The sequence below is a fragment of the Microbacterium sp. K24 genome (genome assembly GCF_004794465.1).
Classification (GTDB): Bacteria; Actinomycetota; Actinomycetes; order Actinomycetales; family Microbacteriaceae; genus Microbacterium.
The window spans coordinates 61,217-77,162 of the sequence record NZ_SSDJ01000138.1 but is presented as its reverse complement, the minus strand read 5'-3'; the positions used below and the strand labels follow the sequence as shown (position 1 = coordinate 77,162).

Genomic DNA, 15,946 nt, shown 5'->3' with positions numbered 1-15,946 from the left:
CGTGGCGCCGGTCCGGACACCGAAGGGTCACCGCGCGCGCTCAGTGAGGATAGCGCAGCCGCCTGCGCGCGGTCACTCGGCTGCTCCGCGTCGCGCCCGCACCACCGAATCGACGAGAGTGACGGTCGAGCCGTCGCGCCAGACGCCCGGCCTCTCGACGTGCGCGTTCGTCTCGATGGTCCAATCGTCGGCGAGGTGGAGGGATGCGAGCACGTCGTCCGACGACGGCAGCGGTGGCCCCTCGTGCAGGTGTCGGCCGAGCTTCGACCCGGGCGGCGTCTCTCCGTGCCCGACGACGAGCAGTCTGCCGCCGGGGGCGACCGCCGTCGCCGCGCGGCGCAGCACCTCCTCACGCGGCAGATCGACGGGGGAGTGCAGGAACGCCGACGTCACGAGGTCGAACTCTCCGGACGGCTGCCAGGTCGAGAGGTCGGCCCGGATCCACTGGATCCTGTCGGCCAGGCCGGTGCGCTCGGCCTCCGCAGCGCCGACCGCGAGGGCAGTGGCGGAGATGTCGATCGCTGTCACCTGCCACCCCCGCCCTGCGAGCCAGAGGGCGTCGCCACCCTCGCCGCAGCCCAGCTCGAGAGCTGTTCCCGAGGGGATCCCGGAGATCTCCCGCTCCACGGCCTCGTTGACGCGTCCGCTCCATACCCGGCCGTGCTCGCCGCGGGTGGAGCGGTAGCGATCCTCCCAGAACGCCGCAGGCTCGACAGGCGGTTCCGTCCGGTGATCCTCGGGGCTCACGAGGCAACCGCCGATGCCGCGACGCGCTCGGCCGCTGCAGCCACGTCGAGAGCCACGAGCTCGCCGTTGATCGCCAGCGCCGCGGTCGCGCCGGAGCCCATGGCGAGGGGCACGAGCGCCGCGGGGCTGGCAGAGTTGCCCACGGCCCACACGCCGTCGATGCTCGTCCTGCCGAGAGCATCGGCGGCCGTCCACGGTCCGAAAGGGGAGTCGATACGGTCAGCTCCGAGCTGGCGCAGGGGTTCGTCGAGCGCGACGAGCGCGGGCTCGGCGAACACGACATCGACGGGCGTCGTGGTGCCGTCTTCCAGGCCGAGCGCTGTGAGGCGACCGGCATCCGAGATCACCCGCGTGACCGTGCGGGTCTCGATGCGCATGCCCCGGGCTTCGAGCACGAGCCGCTCCTCGTCGGGGATGGCGCCGGCCAGAGCCGTGAACACGGTGAGGTCGTCGGAGTACGCCCGCAGCATGTGCGCCTTGTGGAGTCCGGGGACCGACGTCACGAGCACGCCGATCGCGCGGCCGGTGGCCTCATATCCGTCGCAGTAGGGGCAGGCGACGACACCACGGCCCCACTGCTCCGCCAGCCCGGGGATGTCGGGCAGCTCATCCCGTGCGCCGGTCGCGACGATGAGACGCCGCGCCGTCGCATGCACGCCGGCCTCCGTCTCGACCTCGAAGCCCTCGGGGATCGCACGGGTCGTCGTGGACCGGGCGTCGACGATGACGCCGTCGACCGCCCGCACCTCGCGGTATCCGTCGGCGACGAGGTCGAGCGGCGAGTAGCCGTCGCGGCTCAGAACCCCGTGCATATGGGGTGCGAACCGGTTGCGGGGCTCCTGAGAGTCGAGGACCAGCACGCGACGACGCGCTCTGGCGAGGATGAGCGCGGCGCTCAAACCGGCTGCGCCGCCGCCGATGATGATGACATCCCAGTGCTCGTCGGAGATCGAGCGGTGTGCATGGTCGAGGGAAGCGGATGCGGTTCGTTCGGTCATGTCTCCACTGTGCGCAGCTGATACGCTTTCGGCAACTATTCATGCTGAAACAGCAAAAGGAGCGTTCGTGTCCGATCACTCGCTCGCCCTCATCGGTCCCCGGCTCAAGAGCTGGAGGGAGAAGCGCAGCATGACCCTGGTCGACCTCTCCGCGCTCACCGACATCTCTCCGAGCACACTCTCCCGGCTGGAGGCGGGGAAGAGAGCGCCGAACCTCGAGCTGCTGGTGCCGATCGCGCGCGCACTCGGCATCGGCCTCGACGACGTCGTGCCACGCGCTGTGCCCGACCCGCGCGTGTCGCGGACGACGAGAGAGGTCGAGGGGATCCGGTACGAATCCCTCTCGCCGGCGTCCAGCCCCGTGCAGACCTTCAAGGTCACGTTCCCGGCGCATCCGGTGGGAATCACGGCGGTGCCGCAGCCGAAGGTGCACGACGGCCAGGAGTGGCTGTACGTCATATCCGGAAGGCTCCGGCTCGTCCTCGGCGATCAGGACGTGACGCTCGGACCGGGAGAGGCCGCGGAATTCGACACGCGCGTGCCGCACTGGCTGTCATCCGCCGGCCCGGGGCCGACCGAGGTCGTGTCGATCTTCAGCAAAGAGGGCAAGCGCATCCATCTGCGGGCACGACCCGCCGCGTCATGACACGCAGAAGGCCCCGCCGTTCGGCGGGGCCTTCTCAGGAGTGTCAGCGTGCCGCACCCTGCAGGGATCCGGTGGTCTGTCCGGCGGGATCCACGATCAGGCACTGGACGACGCGGTCGTTGTTCTGCTCCCACGAATCCTTCGTCGGGGTCAGAGTCGTGACGTCGAGCGCAGAATCCGCGTACGCGACGCCGACGAAGGTCGTGTAGGCGTCGCCGATGCATTCCTGCGAAGCGGTATCGATGGCCTCTTCCGAGAAGTCGCCGTCGTCCATCTTGATCTCGTAGAAGACCTCGAGATCGTGAGGCTCATCGCACGGCAGGACGTTCGCGTCGGTGAGCGTGCCCGAGCCGGTGTCGGCCATGCAGTCGCCGAGCTTCACGGAGAAGACGTCGATGTTCGCGCTCTCGGTGACCTGACCGGTCTCCTCGTCACGGTCGGCGTCGCCGGAACCGCTGCCGAGAATGTCGTTTATGGCGCTGCAGCCGCTCAGGGCGAGGGAAAGCGCCACCGCGGTCCCTGCGAGCATCAGAGCGCGTCGATTGCGCAGTTTCATCATGATCTTGTCCCCTCCAGAACGTCCCGTGAGTGCGCAGTGCCGATATTCCGCACGCGTCGATCCACGCTATCCGCCCTGGAGTCTGTGATGCAACTCCAAGGATCCTGTGACTGCGCTGGGAGCGGGATCAGCCTTCGAGGTCGTCGACGCCGGGCATCCAGCTCACCCCGGCGCGCCCCCAGCCGCGCTTGCGAGCGATCTTCTGAACCGTCTTCCAGTCGCCGTCGGAGAGCCGATCCACGTAGAGGACGCCATCGAGGTGATCGAACTCGTGCTGCATGATCCGCGCGCGCCAGCCGTCGACGTCGATCGTCACCGGACGCCCCTCCAGATCGGTCGCCGTGAGGCGCACACGCTCCGAGCGACGCAGCGGGAAGCGTTCGCCGGGGAAGGAGAGGCACCCTTCCGACTCCAGCTCGGGGTCGGGATCGCCCGGCTCGATCGGCGCGATCCAGAGTTCGGGATTGATGAGCACTCCCCGCCACGGCTGGTCGTCGTCATCCACGTACGCGTAGGTGTAGATGCGGAGCGGGACACCCACCTGTGGGGCGGCGAGCCCGACGCCGGGAGCCGCATCCATCGTCTCGAACATGTCGGCGACCAGCGAGCGGATGTCGTCCGTGATCTCTTCGACAGGAGAGGCGGGGGAGTGGAGAACGGGGTCGCCCATGATGCGAATCGGAAGTACAGCCACGTCACAACCCTACTGTGAAGGGTGCGGCAGGTAGGGTCTTAGTGTGAGCGTTGGGGTATGGGCAAACACCGCAGAAGAGGTCGGCGACCAGCTCGTCGGCGCCTTCCAGAACCCCGGACTCCTTCTCGGCATCCCGCTCGCGCTGGCAGGCGCGGTGTTCATGTCGCTCGGTGCGCAGTACCAGCATCGCGGCGTCGAGAAGGTCGAGCGCCTCAGCGGGGCTGACGGCGCGTCCGGGCTCTCTCTCGGCCAGATCAAGGCGCTGCTGACCCGGCCCTCATGGATCGCCGGCACCCTCATGCTCGGGCTGGCGATCGTGTGCCAGCTCGCCGCCCTCGTGAAGGCGCCGCTCATCGTGGTGCAGCCGCTCGGCGCGATCGCCCTCGTCATCACGACGCTCCTGAACGCGCGCATCTCCGGTCACTCTCCGACCCGGAAGTCGATCACCGCCATCATCTTCTGCGTCGGCGGCATCTTCCTCTTCGTGTTCTTCGCCGCGATATACGCGACGGAGAAGCAGGTCACCGAACGCGAGCTCTTCGTGATCCTCGCGCTGCTGCTCGTGGTGATCATCGTGCTCGGCGCCTGCTGGCTGATCCTCCGTCGCCGCATGCGGGCGCTGTTCTACGTCATCGGCGCCGGCATCCTCTACGGATTCGTCGCCACGCTGGCGAAGGTCGTCATCAAGCGCATCGAAGCGGGGCAGTTCGAGTGGATCACCGCGGTCTGCGTGCTCGCGCTGCTCGCGGCCGCGTCGGTCGGCGCCTACTTCGTGCAGACCGCCTACAGCTCGGGTCCCCCCGACCTCGTCATCGCCGGCCTGACGGTCGTCGATCCCCTGATCGCCGTGCTCATCGGAATGATCGTGCTCGGCGAGGCGGCGGCCGCCCCGTGGTGGGTCCTCATCATCTTCGGCTTCGCGGGCGCGATCGCGGTCTGGGGTGTCGTCAACCTCGCCCGGTACCACCCGCAGGTGCTCAGCGAGAGCCAGGAGCTTCCGATCGTGCGCGGCAGCGATTCGCCGTCGTCGAGCGACGAGCCTCAGTAAGCCTGGTCGATCAGGTCGGGGGAGACCTCCGACGCTGCAGCCTCGTCGACGAAGAACACCGTGCGCTTGCGCCCCTTGGCACCAGCCGCCGGCACGCTCGTGTAGCTCGCGCCGGCGAGAGCCAGGCCGAGCGCCGAGGCCTTGTCGGCACCGGTCAGCACGAGCCAGACCCGCTTCGACGAATTGAGCACCGGACGTGTCAGCGTCACCCGCTCAGGCGGAGGCTTGGGCGAGTTGCGCACGGGCAGAGCGGCGGCATCCGTCACCGTGACCTCCTCCCGATCCGGGAAGAGCGAAGCGATGTGCCCGTCGGGGCCGACTCCGAGGAAGCAGACGGCGAACGACGGCCAGGGGTGCTCCTCCGTCCCGAAGCGGGCGAGTTCAGCGGCGTATGCGGCCGCGGCCTCGTCGAGGCTGACTCCGCTGTCGGACCCGGCGACCTCGTGCACGTTCTCCGGGGGGACGGGGATGTGGTCGAGCAGCGCCTGGCGCGACTGCACCGCGTTGCGGTCGGCATCGGCACGCGGCACGAAACGCTCGTCGCCCCACCAGAAGTGCACGAGCGACCAGTCGATGCTGTTCACTCGCGGATCAGCTGCGGCCTGACTGAGGACAGCTCCGCCCATCGAACCGCCGGTAAGGGCGATATGCGCGATCCGGCCGTTCTTCGTGCGCGCACGTACGCGCGTGAGGAAACGGTCGGCGACCCGGGCGGCGAGAGCGGCAGGCGTGGCTTCCACCACGACCCGCTTCTCTGCGGACGATACCTGCATCGACTTCACTCTCCAGTCTCGGGCGGACCCAGCTTCTCCCAGCCCTCGGTGATCACTCGACCGTACAGGACATCCGGGTCGAGGCGTCGCAGCTCCTCAGCGAGGCACTCGCGCAGCGTGCGGCGGGGCAGATGGAGATCATGGTTCGGCTGATCGGGCTGCGTCAGCACGGCGACGCCCGGCGTGGGGCGCTCGAGCACGATGTCGCCGGACTCGCGAGTGAGGCGCACCGACTTGATGCCCTCCTGCCAGTGCTCGGGATCCTCATACGACCAGCGCACCGGAACCTCGAGCGCCATCTGCAGCCAGGCGGCGAGCAGCGCGGTCGACGGGGAGGCGGCCGCTCCGCGGACCTCGACGGCGGTGATCGACTCGTACGGCGGCTGATCGAGCACGGCGGCGAGCTGCTCGCGCCAGTGCGTCAGGCGCGTCCAGGCGAGGTCGGTGTCGCCGGGCGCGTGCGTGCGGCCGAGCAGCGCGAGCCTGTCGCGCACGTCGTGCGCCGTCGCGGCATCGGTGATCCGTCGCTGCGCGATCTTTCCGAGCGGCGACGTCGCGGGCGATTCCGGAGCCTCTTCGGGCCACCAGGCGACGACGGGCGCGTCGGGCAGCAGAAGGCCGGTGAGCAGGCTCTCCTCGTTGCTCGCGGCGTCTCCGAACGCGCGGAGCACGACCACCTCACTGGCGCCCGCGTCACCGCCGACGCGGATCTGCGCGTCGAGACGCGATTCTCCTTCGCCGGTGGTCAGCACGATCACACGCATCGGGTGTTCGCGCGACGCGTCGTTCGCGGCGTCGATGGCGGCTTCGGCGACCCCGTTCCGGGCCGCGATGACGAGCGTCAGCACGCGGCCGAGGGCGACGGCCCCGCCGTCTTCACGCACCTTGACGAGCTGCTTCGCGACCTGGCTGACGGTCGTGTCGGGAAGGTCGATGATCACGGTCGTCTCCAGACTCGTCCGTCGCGGGCCAGCAGGTCGTCGGCGGCTGCCGGTCCCCACGAGCCGGGCGCGTACTGCTCGACCGGGCCGCCGACGGCCGCCCAGTACTTCTCCACCGGGTCGAGGATCTTCCAGGAGAGCTCGACCTCCTCGTGCCGCGGGAACAGCGGCGGATCGCCCAGCAGGACGTCGAGGATCAGCCGCTCGTACGCCTCGGGGCTGGCCTCGGTGAACGCGTGGCCGTAGCCGAAGTCCATCGTGACGTCGCGCACGTTCGAGCCGCTGCCCGGCACCTTGGAGCCGAAGCGGATCGTGACGCCCTCGTCGGGCTGCACGCGGATGACGAGCGCGTTCTGTCCGAGCTCGGAGGCGTTGCCGCGCCCGAAGAGGTGCTGCGGCGCCCGGTTGAAGACGACGGCGATCTCGGTGACCCGGCGGCCGAGGCGCTTGCCCGTACGGAGGTAGAACGGCACGCCCGACCAGCGACGCGTGTCGATCTCGAGCTTGATGGCCGCATACGTCTCGGTCGTCGACTCGGGGTTCATCCCGTCCTCGTCGAGGAAGCCGGTGACCTTCTCGCCGCCCTGCCAGCCACCCGCGTACTGCCCGCGGGCGGTCGCCTGGGAGAGATCCTCCGGCACGTGGACCGCGGCGAGGACCTTCTCCTTCTCGGCGCGCAGGTGCTCGGCGGAGAGGCTGATGGGCTCCTCCATCGCGGTGAGCGCCAGCAGCTGGAGCAGGTGGTTCTGGATGACGTCGCGCGCGGCGCCGATGCCGTCGTAGTAGCCGGCACGGCCGCCGACGCCGATGTCCTCGGCCATCGTGATCTGCACGTGGTCGACGTAGTTGCGGTTCCAGATCGGCTCGTACAGCTCGTTGGCGAAGCGGAGCGCCAGGATGTTCTGCACCGTCTCCTTGCCGAGGTAGTGGTCGATGCGGAAGATCGAGTCGGCGGGGAAGGCCACCTCGAGCGCGGCGTTGAGGGCGCGGGCGGACTCGAGGTCGTGTCCGAACGGCTTCTCGATGACCACGCGACGCCAGTGCTCGTCGTCGTCGGCATCCTCTCCGACAAGTCCCGAGTCCTTCAGCTGCTTCGCGACGAGCGGGAAGTCCCTCGGCGGAATGGACAGGTAGTAGGCGTGATTGCCCATCGTGCCGCGTTCCACGTCGAGCTTCTCGACCGTCTCGCGGAGCTTGCGGAACGAGTCGGGGTTGTCGAACTCTCCCGAGACGAAGCGGATGCCCTGCAGCAGCTGCGTCCAGGTCTCCTCCCGGAACGGCGTGCGCGCGTGCTCCTTGACGGCCTCGTAGACGACCTGGGCGAAGTCCTGGTCCTCCCAATCGCGGCGGGCGAACCCGACCAGCGCGAACCCGGGCGGCAGCAGACCTCGGTTCGCGAGGTCGTAGACGGCGGGCATCAGCTTCTTGCGTGACAGATCACCGGTGACCCCGAAGATCACGAGGGCGCTGGGCCCCGCGATCCGGTTGAGGCGACGATCATCGGGGTCACGCAGCGGGTTGTGCCCGCGCGAGATGGGAACAGACATCGGTGGGGGATTCTCCTGCTGTCTACTTCTGTGCGGCTTCGAAGAGGGCGAGCACGTCGTCGGACGACTCGGTGATGGTCAGCGAGACCACCGGGCGGCCGTGCTCCGCGAGGACGTTGGCGTCGCCCGCGGCCTGCGCCTGGATGAGCTGACCGAACGTGAACGGACGATCCGGGATCTCGAGATCGACGTCGGTGCGCTCCAGGATCTGCAGGAAGACGCCCTGAGCCGGTCCGCCCTTGTGGTACTGGCCGGTCGAGTGCAGGAAGCGCGGTCCCCACCCGAACGTCGTCGGACGACCGGAGTCGGCGGCGACGAGTTCGCGCAGGCCCTGAAGCTGAGGAACCTCGAGCCGGTTGACGTAGGCCTGGATCGACACGTAGCCGTCGGCGGGGAGCTGCGCCCAGAGCGCGTCGAGCACGCCTTCGACGGTGCCGGATGCGGCGAGGGCGGGGTCGGACACGCGCACCTCGACGCCGTTCTCGGTGAACGCCGGCGCCGTGGGCTCCGGACGCGCATCGAGAAGACCGCGGGCGGCGATCTTCGCGGACTCCACGTCGGGCTGATCGAACGGGTTGATGTGGAGCAGGTGACCGGCGATCGCCGTGGCGTACTCCCAGACGATGAGCTGCGCGCCGAGCGTGCCGCTGACGAGGATCTCGCCGGGGTGGCGCTCGTGGAGGTGGAACTCGTTCGCGTCGTCGACCAGGCGGACGATCTGCAGGTCGGCGGGCTTCTCGTCGAGCTCGGGGGAGACGGGCAGCAGGACGACGGGCAGGATGCCGGTTCCGTCCTTGCCGGTCGACTCCGCGATGAGCTGCTCGATCCAATCCGGCAGGCCGTTGATGTGCGTGCCGTCGGTGATGAGGCCGAGCTTGTCGCGGCGCGGGTTCGTCGCGGCGATCGCGGCACCGAGGCGGAGGGCGGGGTTCTCGGCCGAGTCGACGGCGACCTCGAGCAGCGAGGCTTCGGCCTCGTCGAGGAGCTCGTCGATGTCGACGCCGGCGAGGCCCGACGGCACGAGGCCGAAGGCGGTGAGTGCGGAGTAGCGTCCGCCGACGTTCGGGTCGGCGTTGAAGACGCGGTATCCCGCCTCGCGTGCGGAGGTGTCGAGCGGGGAACCCGGATCGGTCACCACGACGATGCGCTCGGTCGGGTCGATGCCGAGATCGCGGAACGCGGCCTCGAACGTGCGGCGCTGCGAATCGGTCTCGACCGTCGAGCCGGACTTCGACGACACCACGAGCGCGGTCTCGGCGAGACCCTCATCGAGCGCGGCCAGCACCTGGCCGGGCGCCGTCGAATCGAGGATGGTCAGCGGAACCCCGGCGGTCTGCGCGATGACCTCGGGGGCCAGCGACGAACCGCCCATACCGGCGAGCACGACGCGCGTGACACCCTTGGCCTGCAGCTCGGAGCGCAGCGCCGTGATCTCTGCGACCAGGGGCCGCGAGATCGAGACGGCCTCGACCCAGCCGAGACGGACGGCCGCCTCAGCCTCGGCTTCGGGGCCCCAGAGGGTCGCGTCGCCGTTGGTGATGCGCGAGGCCACGAGGTCGTGGACCAGTCCGGGAACCGTCTCGTCGATGGCTGCACGAGCGGCGCCGGAGGTGTGGATCGAGAACGTCATCGCTGGGCCTCCAGGCCTTCGGCGACCTGGGTGAGCAGGTCGTGCCAGGAGTCGATGAACTTCGCGACGCCCTCGTCTTCGAGCACCTGGGTGACGTCGTCGAAGTCGATGCCGACCTCGGCGAGTCCGGCGAAGACGGCGCGCGCATCCTCGTAGCCACCCGTGATGGTGTCACCGGTGACGACGCCGTGGTCGAACGTCGCCTCGAGCGTCTTCTCGGGCATCGTGTTCACGACGCCCTGGGCGACGAGCTCGGTGACGTACAGCGTGTCGGGAAGCGCAGGATCCTTGACACCGGTCGACGCCCACAGCGGACGCTGCAGGTTCGCCCCGGCATCCCGCAGTGCCTTGGCACGGTCGCCCGCGAAGGTCTGCTCGAAGAGCTCGTAGGCGAGACGTGCGTTCGCGAGGCCCGCCTTGCTCTTGAGCGCCTCAGCCGCGTCCGTGCCGATCGCCGAGAGACGCTTATCGGTCTCGGTGTCGACGCGCGAGACGAAGAACGATGCGACGGACTGGATCGTGGAGAGATCGATGCCCGCGGCCTTGGCCGTCTCGAGGCCGGTGAGGTACGCGTCGATGACGGCGGCGTAGCGCTCGAGGCTGAAGATCAGGGTGACGTTGACGCTGATGCCGGCGCCGATCGCCTCGGCGATGGCGGGCAGGCCGGCCTTCGTCGCGGGGATCTTGACCAGCAGGTTCGGCCGGTCGATCTTCGCCCACAGCTCCTTGGCCTGCGCGACCGTGCCGGCGGTGTCGTGCGCGAGGTCGGGGGAGACCTCGATCGACACGCGGCCGTCGACGTGACCCGACTTCTCCCACACGGGGCGGAACACGTCGAGCGCGGCGGCGACATCCTGCGTGGTGGCGGCGAACACGGCCTCCTCGGCGCTGGCGCCCGACGCGGCGAGCTCGGTGACCTGCGCGTCGTAGGAGGTGTTGCTCTTGTCGGTGATCGCGTTCGCGAAGATCGTCGGGTTCGTGGTGACTCCCACGACGTTGCGCGACTCGATCAGCTCGGCGAGGTTGCCCGAGGAGATGCGGGTGCGGGACAGGTCGTCGAGCCAGATGCTGACACCTGCGGCGGCGAGCTGTGCGGTGGGGGTGCTCATGCGTTCTCCTTGGTGCTGTTTGCGGCGATGGTCTCGCGCGCGGCCGCGATGACGGCCTCGGTGGTGATGCCGAACTTCTCGAACAGGGTCTTGTAGTCGGCGGAGGCGCCGAAGTGGTCGATGCCGACCGAGCGGCCGCGGTCGCCCACGATGCCGCGCCAGCTGAGCACGGAGCCCGCCTCGACGGAGACGCGAGCCGTGACGGATGCCGGCAGCACGCTCTCGCGGTACGCCTCGTCCTGCTCGTCGAACCACTCCAGCGACGGAGCGGAGACGACGCGCGCGTTCACACCGTCGGCGGCGAGCGCCTCGCGGGCGTTCACGGCCAGCTGCACCTCGGAACCGGTCGCGATGATGATCACGTCGGGGGTGCCGTTCGGCGCCTCGGCGAGTACGTACGCGCCCTTGACCGCACCGGAGGCGGCGGCGAACGCGTCGCCAGATGCCGCGCCCTCGCCGCGCTCGAACACCGGGATGTTCTGGCGGGTCAGGGCGATGCCGGTCGGGCCGGCCTGGCGACGGAGGATCTCGAGCCACGCCACCGACGTCTCGTTGGCATCCGCCGGACGCACGACCGAGAAGTTCGGGATCGCGCGCAGCGTGGCGAGCTGCTCGATCGGCTGGTGGGTCGGGCCGTCCTCGCCGAGCGCTACGGAGTCGTGCGTCCAGACGAAGATGCTCGGGATGTTCATGAGCGCGGCGAGACGCACCGACGGGCGCATGTAGTCGCTGAAGATGAGGAAGGTGCCGCCGAACGGGCGGGTCGGGCCGTGCAGCACGATGCCGTTGACGATCGCGCCCATCGCGTGCTCGCGGATGCCGAAGTGGAGCACCCGGCCGTACGGGTTGCCCGACCACTCGTGCGTCGACCATTCGGCGGGGATGAAGGAAGGCGCGTCCTTGATCGTGGTGAGGTTCGACTCGGCGAGGTCGGCGGAGCCTCCCCACAGCTCGGGGAGCTCGGCGGCGAGGGCGTTGATGACCTGACCCGACGCGGCCCGGGTCGAGACCTCCTTGCCGCTCTCGAACACCGGCAGGGCGTCGTCGATGCCGGCCGGCAGCTCGCCCGCCTCGAGGCGGTCGAGCAGGGTCTTGCGCTCGGGGTTCGCGGCGGCCCAGGCGTCGAACGACTCCTGCCAGGCTGCTCGCTCCTCGGCGGCGCGCGCCGCGAGGCCGCGGGTGTGCGCGATGACGTCGTCGGCGACGGCGAAGGTCTGCTCGGGGTCGAAGCCCAGCACCTTCTTCGTCGCGGCGAGCTCGTCGGCTCCGAGAGCCGAGCCGTGGATCTTGCCGGAGTTCTGCTTGCCGGGCGACGGCCAGCCGATGATCGTCTTCAGGATGATGAGCGACGGCTTCGCGGTCTCGCCCTTCGCGGCCTCGATCGCGGTGTACAGCTCGGCGACGTCTTCGACGTACTGGCCGGTCTTCTTCCAGTCGACGACCTGCACGTGCCAGCCGTAGGCCTCGTAGCGCTTCGCGACATCTTCGGTGAAGGCGACGTTGGTGTCGTCCTCGATGGAGATCTGGTTCGAGTCGTAGATCGCGATGAGGTTGCCGAGCTGCTGGTGACCGGCGAGCGAGGACGCCTCGCTGGTCACGCCCTCCTGCAGGTCGCCGTCACCGGCGATCACGTAGACGAAGTGGTCGAACGGGCTGGTGCCGGCAGCGGCATCCGGGTCGAACAGGCCGCGCTCGTAGCGGGAGGCGTAGGCGAAGCCCACCGCGGAGGACAGGCCCTGGCCGAGCGGGCCGGTCGTGATCTCGACGCCCTTCGTATGGCCGTACTCCGGGTGTCCGGGGGTGAGCGAGCCCCACGTGCGCAGGGCCTTGAGGTCGTCGAGCTCGAGACCGAAGCCGCCGAGGTACAGCTCGACGTACTGCGTGAGGGAGGAGTGACCGGCAGAGAGGATGAACCGGTCGCGGCCGAGCCAGTCGACGTCGGTCGGGTCGTGACGGAGCACGCGCTGGTAGAGGAGATACGCGGCAGGAGCCAGACTCATCGCGGTGCCGGGGTGGCCGTTGCCGACCTTCTCCACAGCATCCGCCGCCAGGATCCGTGCGGTGTCCACCGCGCGCCGATCGATCTCATCCCACTGCAATTCCGACACGGTGAAGCCCTTCTTCAACAGTTCGAGAGCACCCGGAGAGCAAGATCGCGGTCCGCATCGCTACGGAGGAGGTGTGATGTGCGCCGGGCGCGCGAGTCTTCTCAGCATACCGCCGTGGGTTCCGCGGTTACCCCCTTTTACGGTGCTCCGCGTCGGCGGCGGAGGGGGCTGCGACCCCGGCCGCGGCCGTGGCCCCGCAAGGCTGTGCCATACACTGGAAGAGCTGTCGTGACGCGTGCGGAGGAGGCGATCGAGATCTCGACGATGTCTGATCAGACCGTTGTGGGGAAGTCCCTCGGTCGTACCCTGAAGGCGTACGTCGCCCTCACCAAGCCGCGCGTCCTCGAACTGCTCCTGGTGTCGACGGTCCCGGTGATGTTCCTGGCCCAGGGCGGGCTCCCGAACCTGTGGCTCGTGCTCGCGACGGTCATCGGCGGGTCGCTGAGCGCCGGCTCGGCCGCCGCATTCAACATGTATCTCGATCGCGACATCGACGCGCACATGCACCGCACCGAGAAGCGGCCGCTCGTCACGGGCGAGGTCAGCCCGCGGGGCGCGCTGATCTTCTCGTGGACGCTCGCGATCACGTCGACGGTCTGGCTGTGGTTCACCACGAACTGGCTGGCCGCCACGCTCTCGGCGGTCGCCATCTTCTTCTACGTCGTGATCTACACGATGATCCTCAAGCGCCGCACCGAGCAGAACATCATCTGGGGCGGCATCGCCGGCTGCTTCCCGGTGCTCATCGGCTGGTCGGCCGTCACCGGTTCGCTCGACTGGCCGGCGTTCATCCTCTTCCTGCTCGTCTTCCTCTGGACGCCGCCGCACTACTGGCCGCTGTCGATGAAGTACAAGGGCGATTACGAAGACGTCGACGTGCCGATGCTCGGTGTCACGCGCAACGCCTCGCAGGTCGGTCTCCAGGTCATCCTGTACGCGTGGGCGACCGTCGCCTGCTCCCTCCTGCTCGTCCCCATCGCGAACATGGGACTCGTCTACACCGTGTCGGCGCTCGTCTTCGGCGGATGGTTCATCTACGAGTCGCACCGCCTCTACAACCGCGCCGTGCACGGCACCGAGGCACGGCCGATGCGCGTGTTCCACGCGTCGATCACGTATCTCACGCTGATCTTCGTCGCCGTCGCACTCGATCCGCTGCTGCCGTTCTGACCGCTCGCGTTCTGGACGACGGCGGTTCGGCCTGACCCGCCGTGTCGCGGAGACGACGAAGCGGCGCCGATCGCTCGACGCCGCTCCGGAGTGCGATGATCAGCGCGTGACGGACGGTGCCGTCTCGTCGGCATCCTTCTCGACAGCGGCATCCTTCTCGACAGGGGCAGCAGCGAGATCGACGGGCTCCGCGTCGACGACGACGGGCTCGGCCTCGGTCACCGGCGCGGTCTCCGCTGCGACGACGGGCGACTCGGCCGGTTCGGCCGTCCAGTCGATCGCCTCGACGACTGCCGGCGCAGGGGCGGGAACGAGCGACCGCGCGGCGACGAGTCCGAGAGTCAGCAGGATGCCGATGATTCCGGCGGCGAGCACGCCGGCGCCCACGACCACGAGCGACTGGCCGACGTAGACCTCGACGCCGGTGGCCGTGCCATCGAGCAGCGTGGTCGTCATCGTGCCGATCTGGCCGGAGATGAGCCAGGCGCCGACTGCCGTCGTGGCGAGGGACACGACCAGGAGGAGCCAGAATCCGATGCTTCGTGTGAGTGACTTGTTCATGCGGGCCACGATCCCCGACGCGCTGATGAGACGCCGATGTGCACCCTATGGATAGCCTGTGCGGATCACTCCGCGGAGCTGACCGGACGCTTCAGGTGCAGCACGACGACCGTGTAGGTCGCGGCCGACAGCGACGCCAGGACCATGTGGATGCCGACGAGCAGGGGAGGCAGACCCTCGCGCGCCTGCAAGACGCCGACGCCGACCTGCACCGCGATCGCGATGACGAGCACCAGCAGCCAGCGTCGCGGCTCCAGACCGAGGCGCCATGCCGCGATCGTCAGCACGAGGACGAGCCCGGCGAGGATGTAGCCGGGCCAGGAGTGGACGTGGGCCAGGATCGTCGCGTCGAAGCCGTGCCGGAAGACCTCCGCGTCGCCGGAATGCGGTCCCGACCCGGTGGTCAGCACGCCGAAGACGATCGTGACGGCCAGGGCGAGTCCCGAGACGTGGCTGAGCGCGGCGAACCATGCCGGCACGGCGCGCTCGCGCGCACCCGGCGCCGCGTACAGACGCACCAGGAACGCCGCGGTCACGCAGACGAGCAGCAGTGACGACGTGTAGTGGAAGCCGACGATGAACGGGTTGAGCCCGGTGAGCACGGTGATGCCGCCGACGAACGCCTGGGCGACCACGCCCACCAGCGTGATCCAGGAGAGCAGGATGAGGTCTCGGCGCTCGACAGCAGTCCGCACCGCGTGGACGGCGGCCGCGATCACGACCAGCAGCAGCACCGCGGCCGCGACCGGGAAGGCCAGCTTCTCCGCGATCGGGCGGGCGATCGCGTACGCCACGGCTGCGGCCGCGATCCCTCCACCGGCGAACCAGAGCGACGAGACCAGCGCACGACGGCCGCCGATCCGCTGCAGCACGAGCAGCACGACCGCGATAGCGATGATCCCGACCACGCCGGTCATCAGCCGGTTGCCGAACTCGATGACGCCGTGGATCCCCTGCTCGGGCGTCGGCACGAGCGATTCGGGCGTGCACAGCGGCCATTCCGAGCATCCGAGGCCCGATCCGGTGAGGCGCACGGCGCCGCCCGTCCCGATGATGATCGTCTCGGTGAGGAACGACAGCCACGCGAGGATCGGGAGTGCGCGCCCCCACGCGGCGCGTCGCGGCGCCGTCGTCCTCGGCCCACCGCCGGTGTTCGCGGGGGCGGCGGGGATCTTCGTGTCGGGCATGGGTCCTCCGGACCGGGGCTGACTCGCCGGGCACGGCCCGGTTGTCAGGCGAAACCTGTAGAATCGGATTGTTGCGATGAGCGCTGACAGCGCTGAAGCATCGACAACAGTTTAGGCGCGAAGAATGCGCCGGTGATGAGGGCCCACCAACGGCACACACTCCCGCAGACTCGACGGGGATCAGGTGTGCCGGGGCGGATGACACCGTTTGGGACCTGTGAGGAGAGT

15 protein-coding genes are annotated in these 15,946 nt (G+C 69.1%); 3 read left to right on the top strand and 12 right to left on the bottom strand.

The features are described from left to right. Positions 1 to 72 precede the first annotated feature (72 nt). Positions 73 to 747: a class I SAM-dependent methyltransferase gene (locus tag DW306_RS14970; RefSeq protein WP_136056387.1), complete on the bottom strand. Its 675-nt coding sequence runs from the start codon at positions 745 to 747 to the stop codon at positions 73 to 75. After that, a complete protein-coding gene (locus DW306_RS14965; RefSeq protein WP_136056386.1) occupies positions 744 to 1,745 on the bottom strand; it encodes an NAD(P)/FAD-dependent oxidoreductase in 1,002 nt (333 codons plus the stop codon). The genes DW306_RS14970 and DW306_RS14965 overlap by 4 nt, the downstream gene beginning before the upstream one ends. 67 nt (positions 1,746 to 1,812) lie before the next feature. Between DW306_RS14965 and DW306_RS14960 the strand changes: the two genes are divergently transcribed. Further along, positions 1,813 to 2,391: an XRE family transcriptional regulator gene (locus tag DW306_RS14960; RefSeq protein ID WP_240747213.1), complete on the top strand. Its 579-nt coding sequence runs from the start codon at positions 1,813 to 1,815 to the stop codon at positions 2,389 to 2,391. Positions 2,392 to 2,434: 43 nt separating this feature from the next. Here DW306_RS14960 and DW306_RS14955 read toward each other — a convergent pair whose 3' ends face one another. Both DW306_RS14955 and def read right to left on the bottom strand, forming a co-directional pair. Continuing rightward, positions 2,435 to 2,950, bottom strand: a complete 516-nt coding sequence (locus tag DW306_RS14955; protein WP_136056384.1) for a septum formation family protein — start codon at positions 2,948 to 2,950, stop codon at positions 2,435 to 2,437. Positions 2,951 to 3,077: 127 nt separating this feature from the next. Further along, positions 3,078 to 3,644, bottom strand: a complete 567-nt coding sequence (def, locus tag DW306_RS14950; RefSeq protein WP_136056383.1) for a peptide deformylase — start codon at positions 3,642 to 3,644, stop codon at positions 3,078 to 3,080. A gap of 43 nt (positions 3,645 to 3,687) precedes the next feature. Here def and DW306_RS14945 point away from each other — a divergent pair, with 43 nt between their 5' ends. Beyond that, positions 3,688 to 4,692: a DMT family transporter gene (locus DW306_RS14945; protein ID WP_136056382.1), complete on the top strand. Its 1,005-nt coding sequence runs from the start codon at positions 3,688 to 3,690 to the stop codon at positions 4,690 to 4,692. Here the strand turns inward: DW306_RS14945 and pgl are convergent. From pgl to tkt, 6 genes are read right to left on the bottom strand one after another with little or no spacing between them, the layout of a single operon-like run. Beyond that, the gene (gene pgl, locus DW306_RS14940) at positions 4,686 to 5,465 is read right to left on the bottom strand and encodes a 6-phosphogluconolactonase (protein ID WP_205814189.1); all 780 of its coding nucleotides are present in this window, start codon (positions 5,463 to 5,465) and stop codon (positions 4,686 to 4,688) included. The two genes, DW306_RS14945 and pgl, sit on opposite strands and share 7 nt — an antisense overlap. 5 nt (positions 5,466 to 5,470) lie before the next feature. Then, positions 5,471 to 6,406 (bottom strand): glucose-6-phosphate dehydrogenase assembly protein OpcA, encoded by a 936-nt coding sequence (locus DW306_RS14935; protein ID WP_136056380.1) that lies wholly within the window; start codon positions 6,404 to 6,406, stop codon positions 5,471 to 5,473. Beyond that, a complete protein-coding gene (zwf, locus tag DW306_RS14930; RefSeq protein WP_136056379.1) occupies positions 6,403 to 7,953 on the bottom strand; it encodes a glucose-6-phosphate dehydrogenase in 1,551 nt (516 codons plus the stop codon). Before zwf ends, DW306_RS14935 begins: the two co-directional genes overlap by 4 nt. A 22-nt stretch (positions 7,954 to 7,975) precedes the next feature. Continuing rightward, positions 7,976 to 9,583 (bottom strand): glucose-6-phosphate isomerase, encoded by a 1,608-nt coding sequence (locus tag DW306_RS14925; protein ID WP_136056378.1) that lies wholly within the window; start codon positions 9,581 to 9,583, stop codon positions 7,976 to 7,978. Further along, positions 9,580 to 10,692 (bottom strand): transaldolase, encoded by a 1,113-nt coding sequence (gene tal, locus DW306_RS14920; protein ID WP_136056377.1) that lies wholly within the window; start codon positions 10,690 to 10,692, stop codon positions 9,580 to 9,582. Before tal ends, DW306_RS14925 begins: the two co-directional genes overlap by 4 nt. After that, entirely contained in the window at positions 10,689 to 12,800 is a 2,112-nt protein-coding gene (gene tkt / locus DW306_RS14915) for a transketolase (RefSeq protein ID WP_136056376.1), read from the bottom strand. Before tkt ends, tal begins: the two co-directional genes overlap by 4 nt. A 264-nt stretch (positions 12,801 to 13,064) precedes the next feature. Here tkt and DW306_RS14910 point away from each other — a divergent pair, with 264 nt between their 5' ends. Then, on the top strand, positions 13,065 to 13,970 hold the full coding sequence (locus tag DW306_RS14910) for a heme o synthase (protein WP_136056537.1): 906 nt from the start codon (positions 13,065 to 13,067) through the stop codon (positions 13,968 to 13,970). A gap of 99 nt (positions 13,971 to 14,069) precedes the next feature. Here the strand turns inward: DW306_RS14910 and DW306_RS21650 are convergent, their stop codons facing one another. Beyond that, complete coding sequence (locus tag DW306_RS21650; protein WP_240747212.1) at positions 14,070 to 14,531, bottom strand: hypothetical protein; 462 nt, start codon at positions 14,529 to 14,531, stop codon at positions 14,070 to 14,072. A 65-nt stretch (positions 14,532 to 14,596) separates the two neighbouring features. After that, the gene (locus DW306_RS14900) at positions 14,597 to 15,718 is read right to left on the bottom strand and encodes a COX15/CtaA family protein (RefSeq protein ID WP_136056375.1); all 1,122 of its coding nucleotides are present in this window, start codon (positions 15,716 to 15,718) and stop codon (positions 14,597 to 14,599) included. Between the last annotated feature and the right edge of the window lie 228 nt (positions 15,719 to 15,946).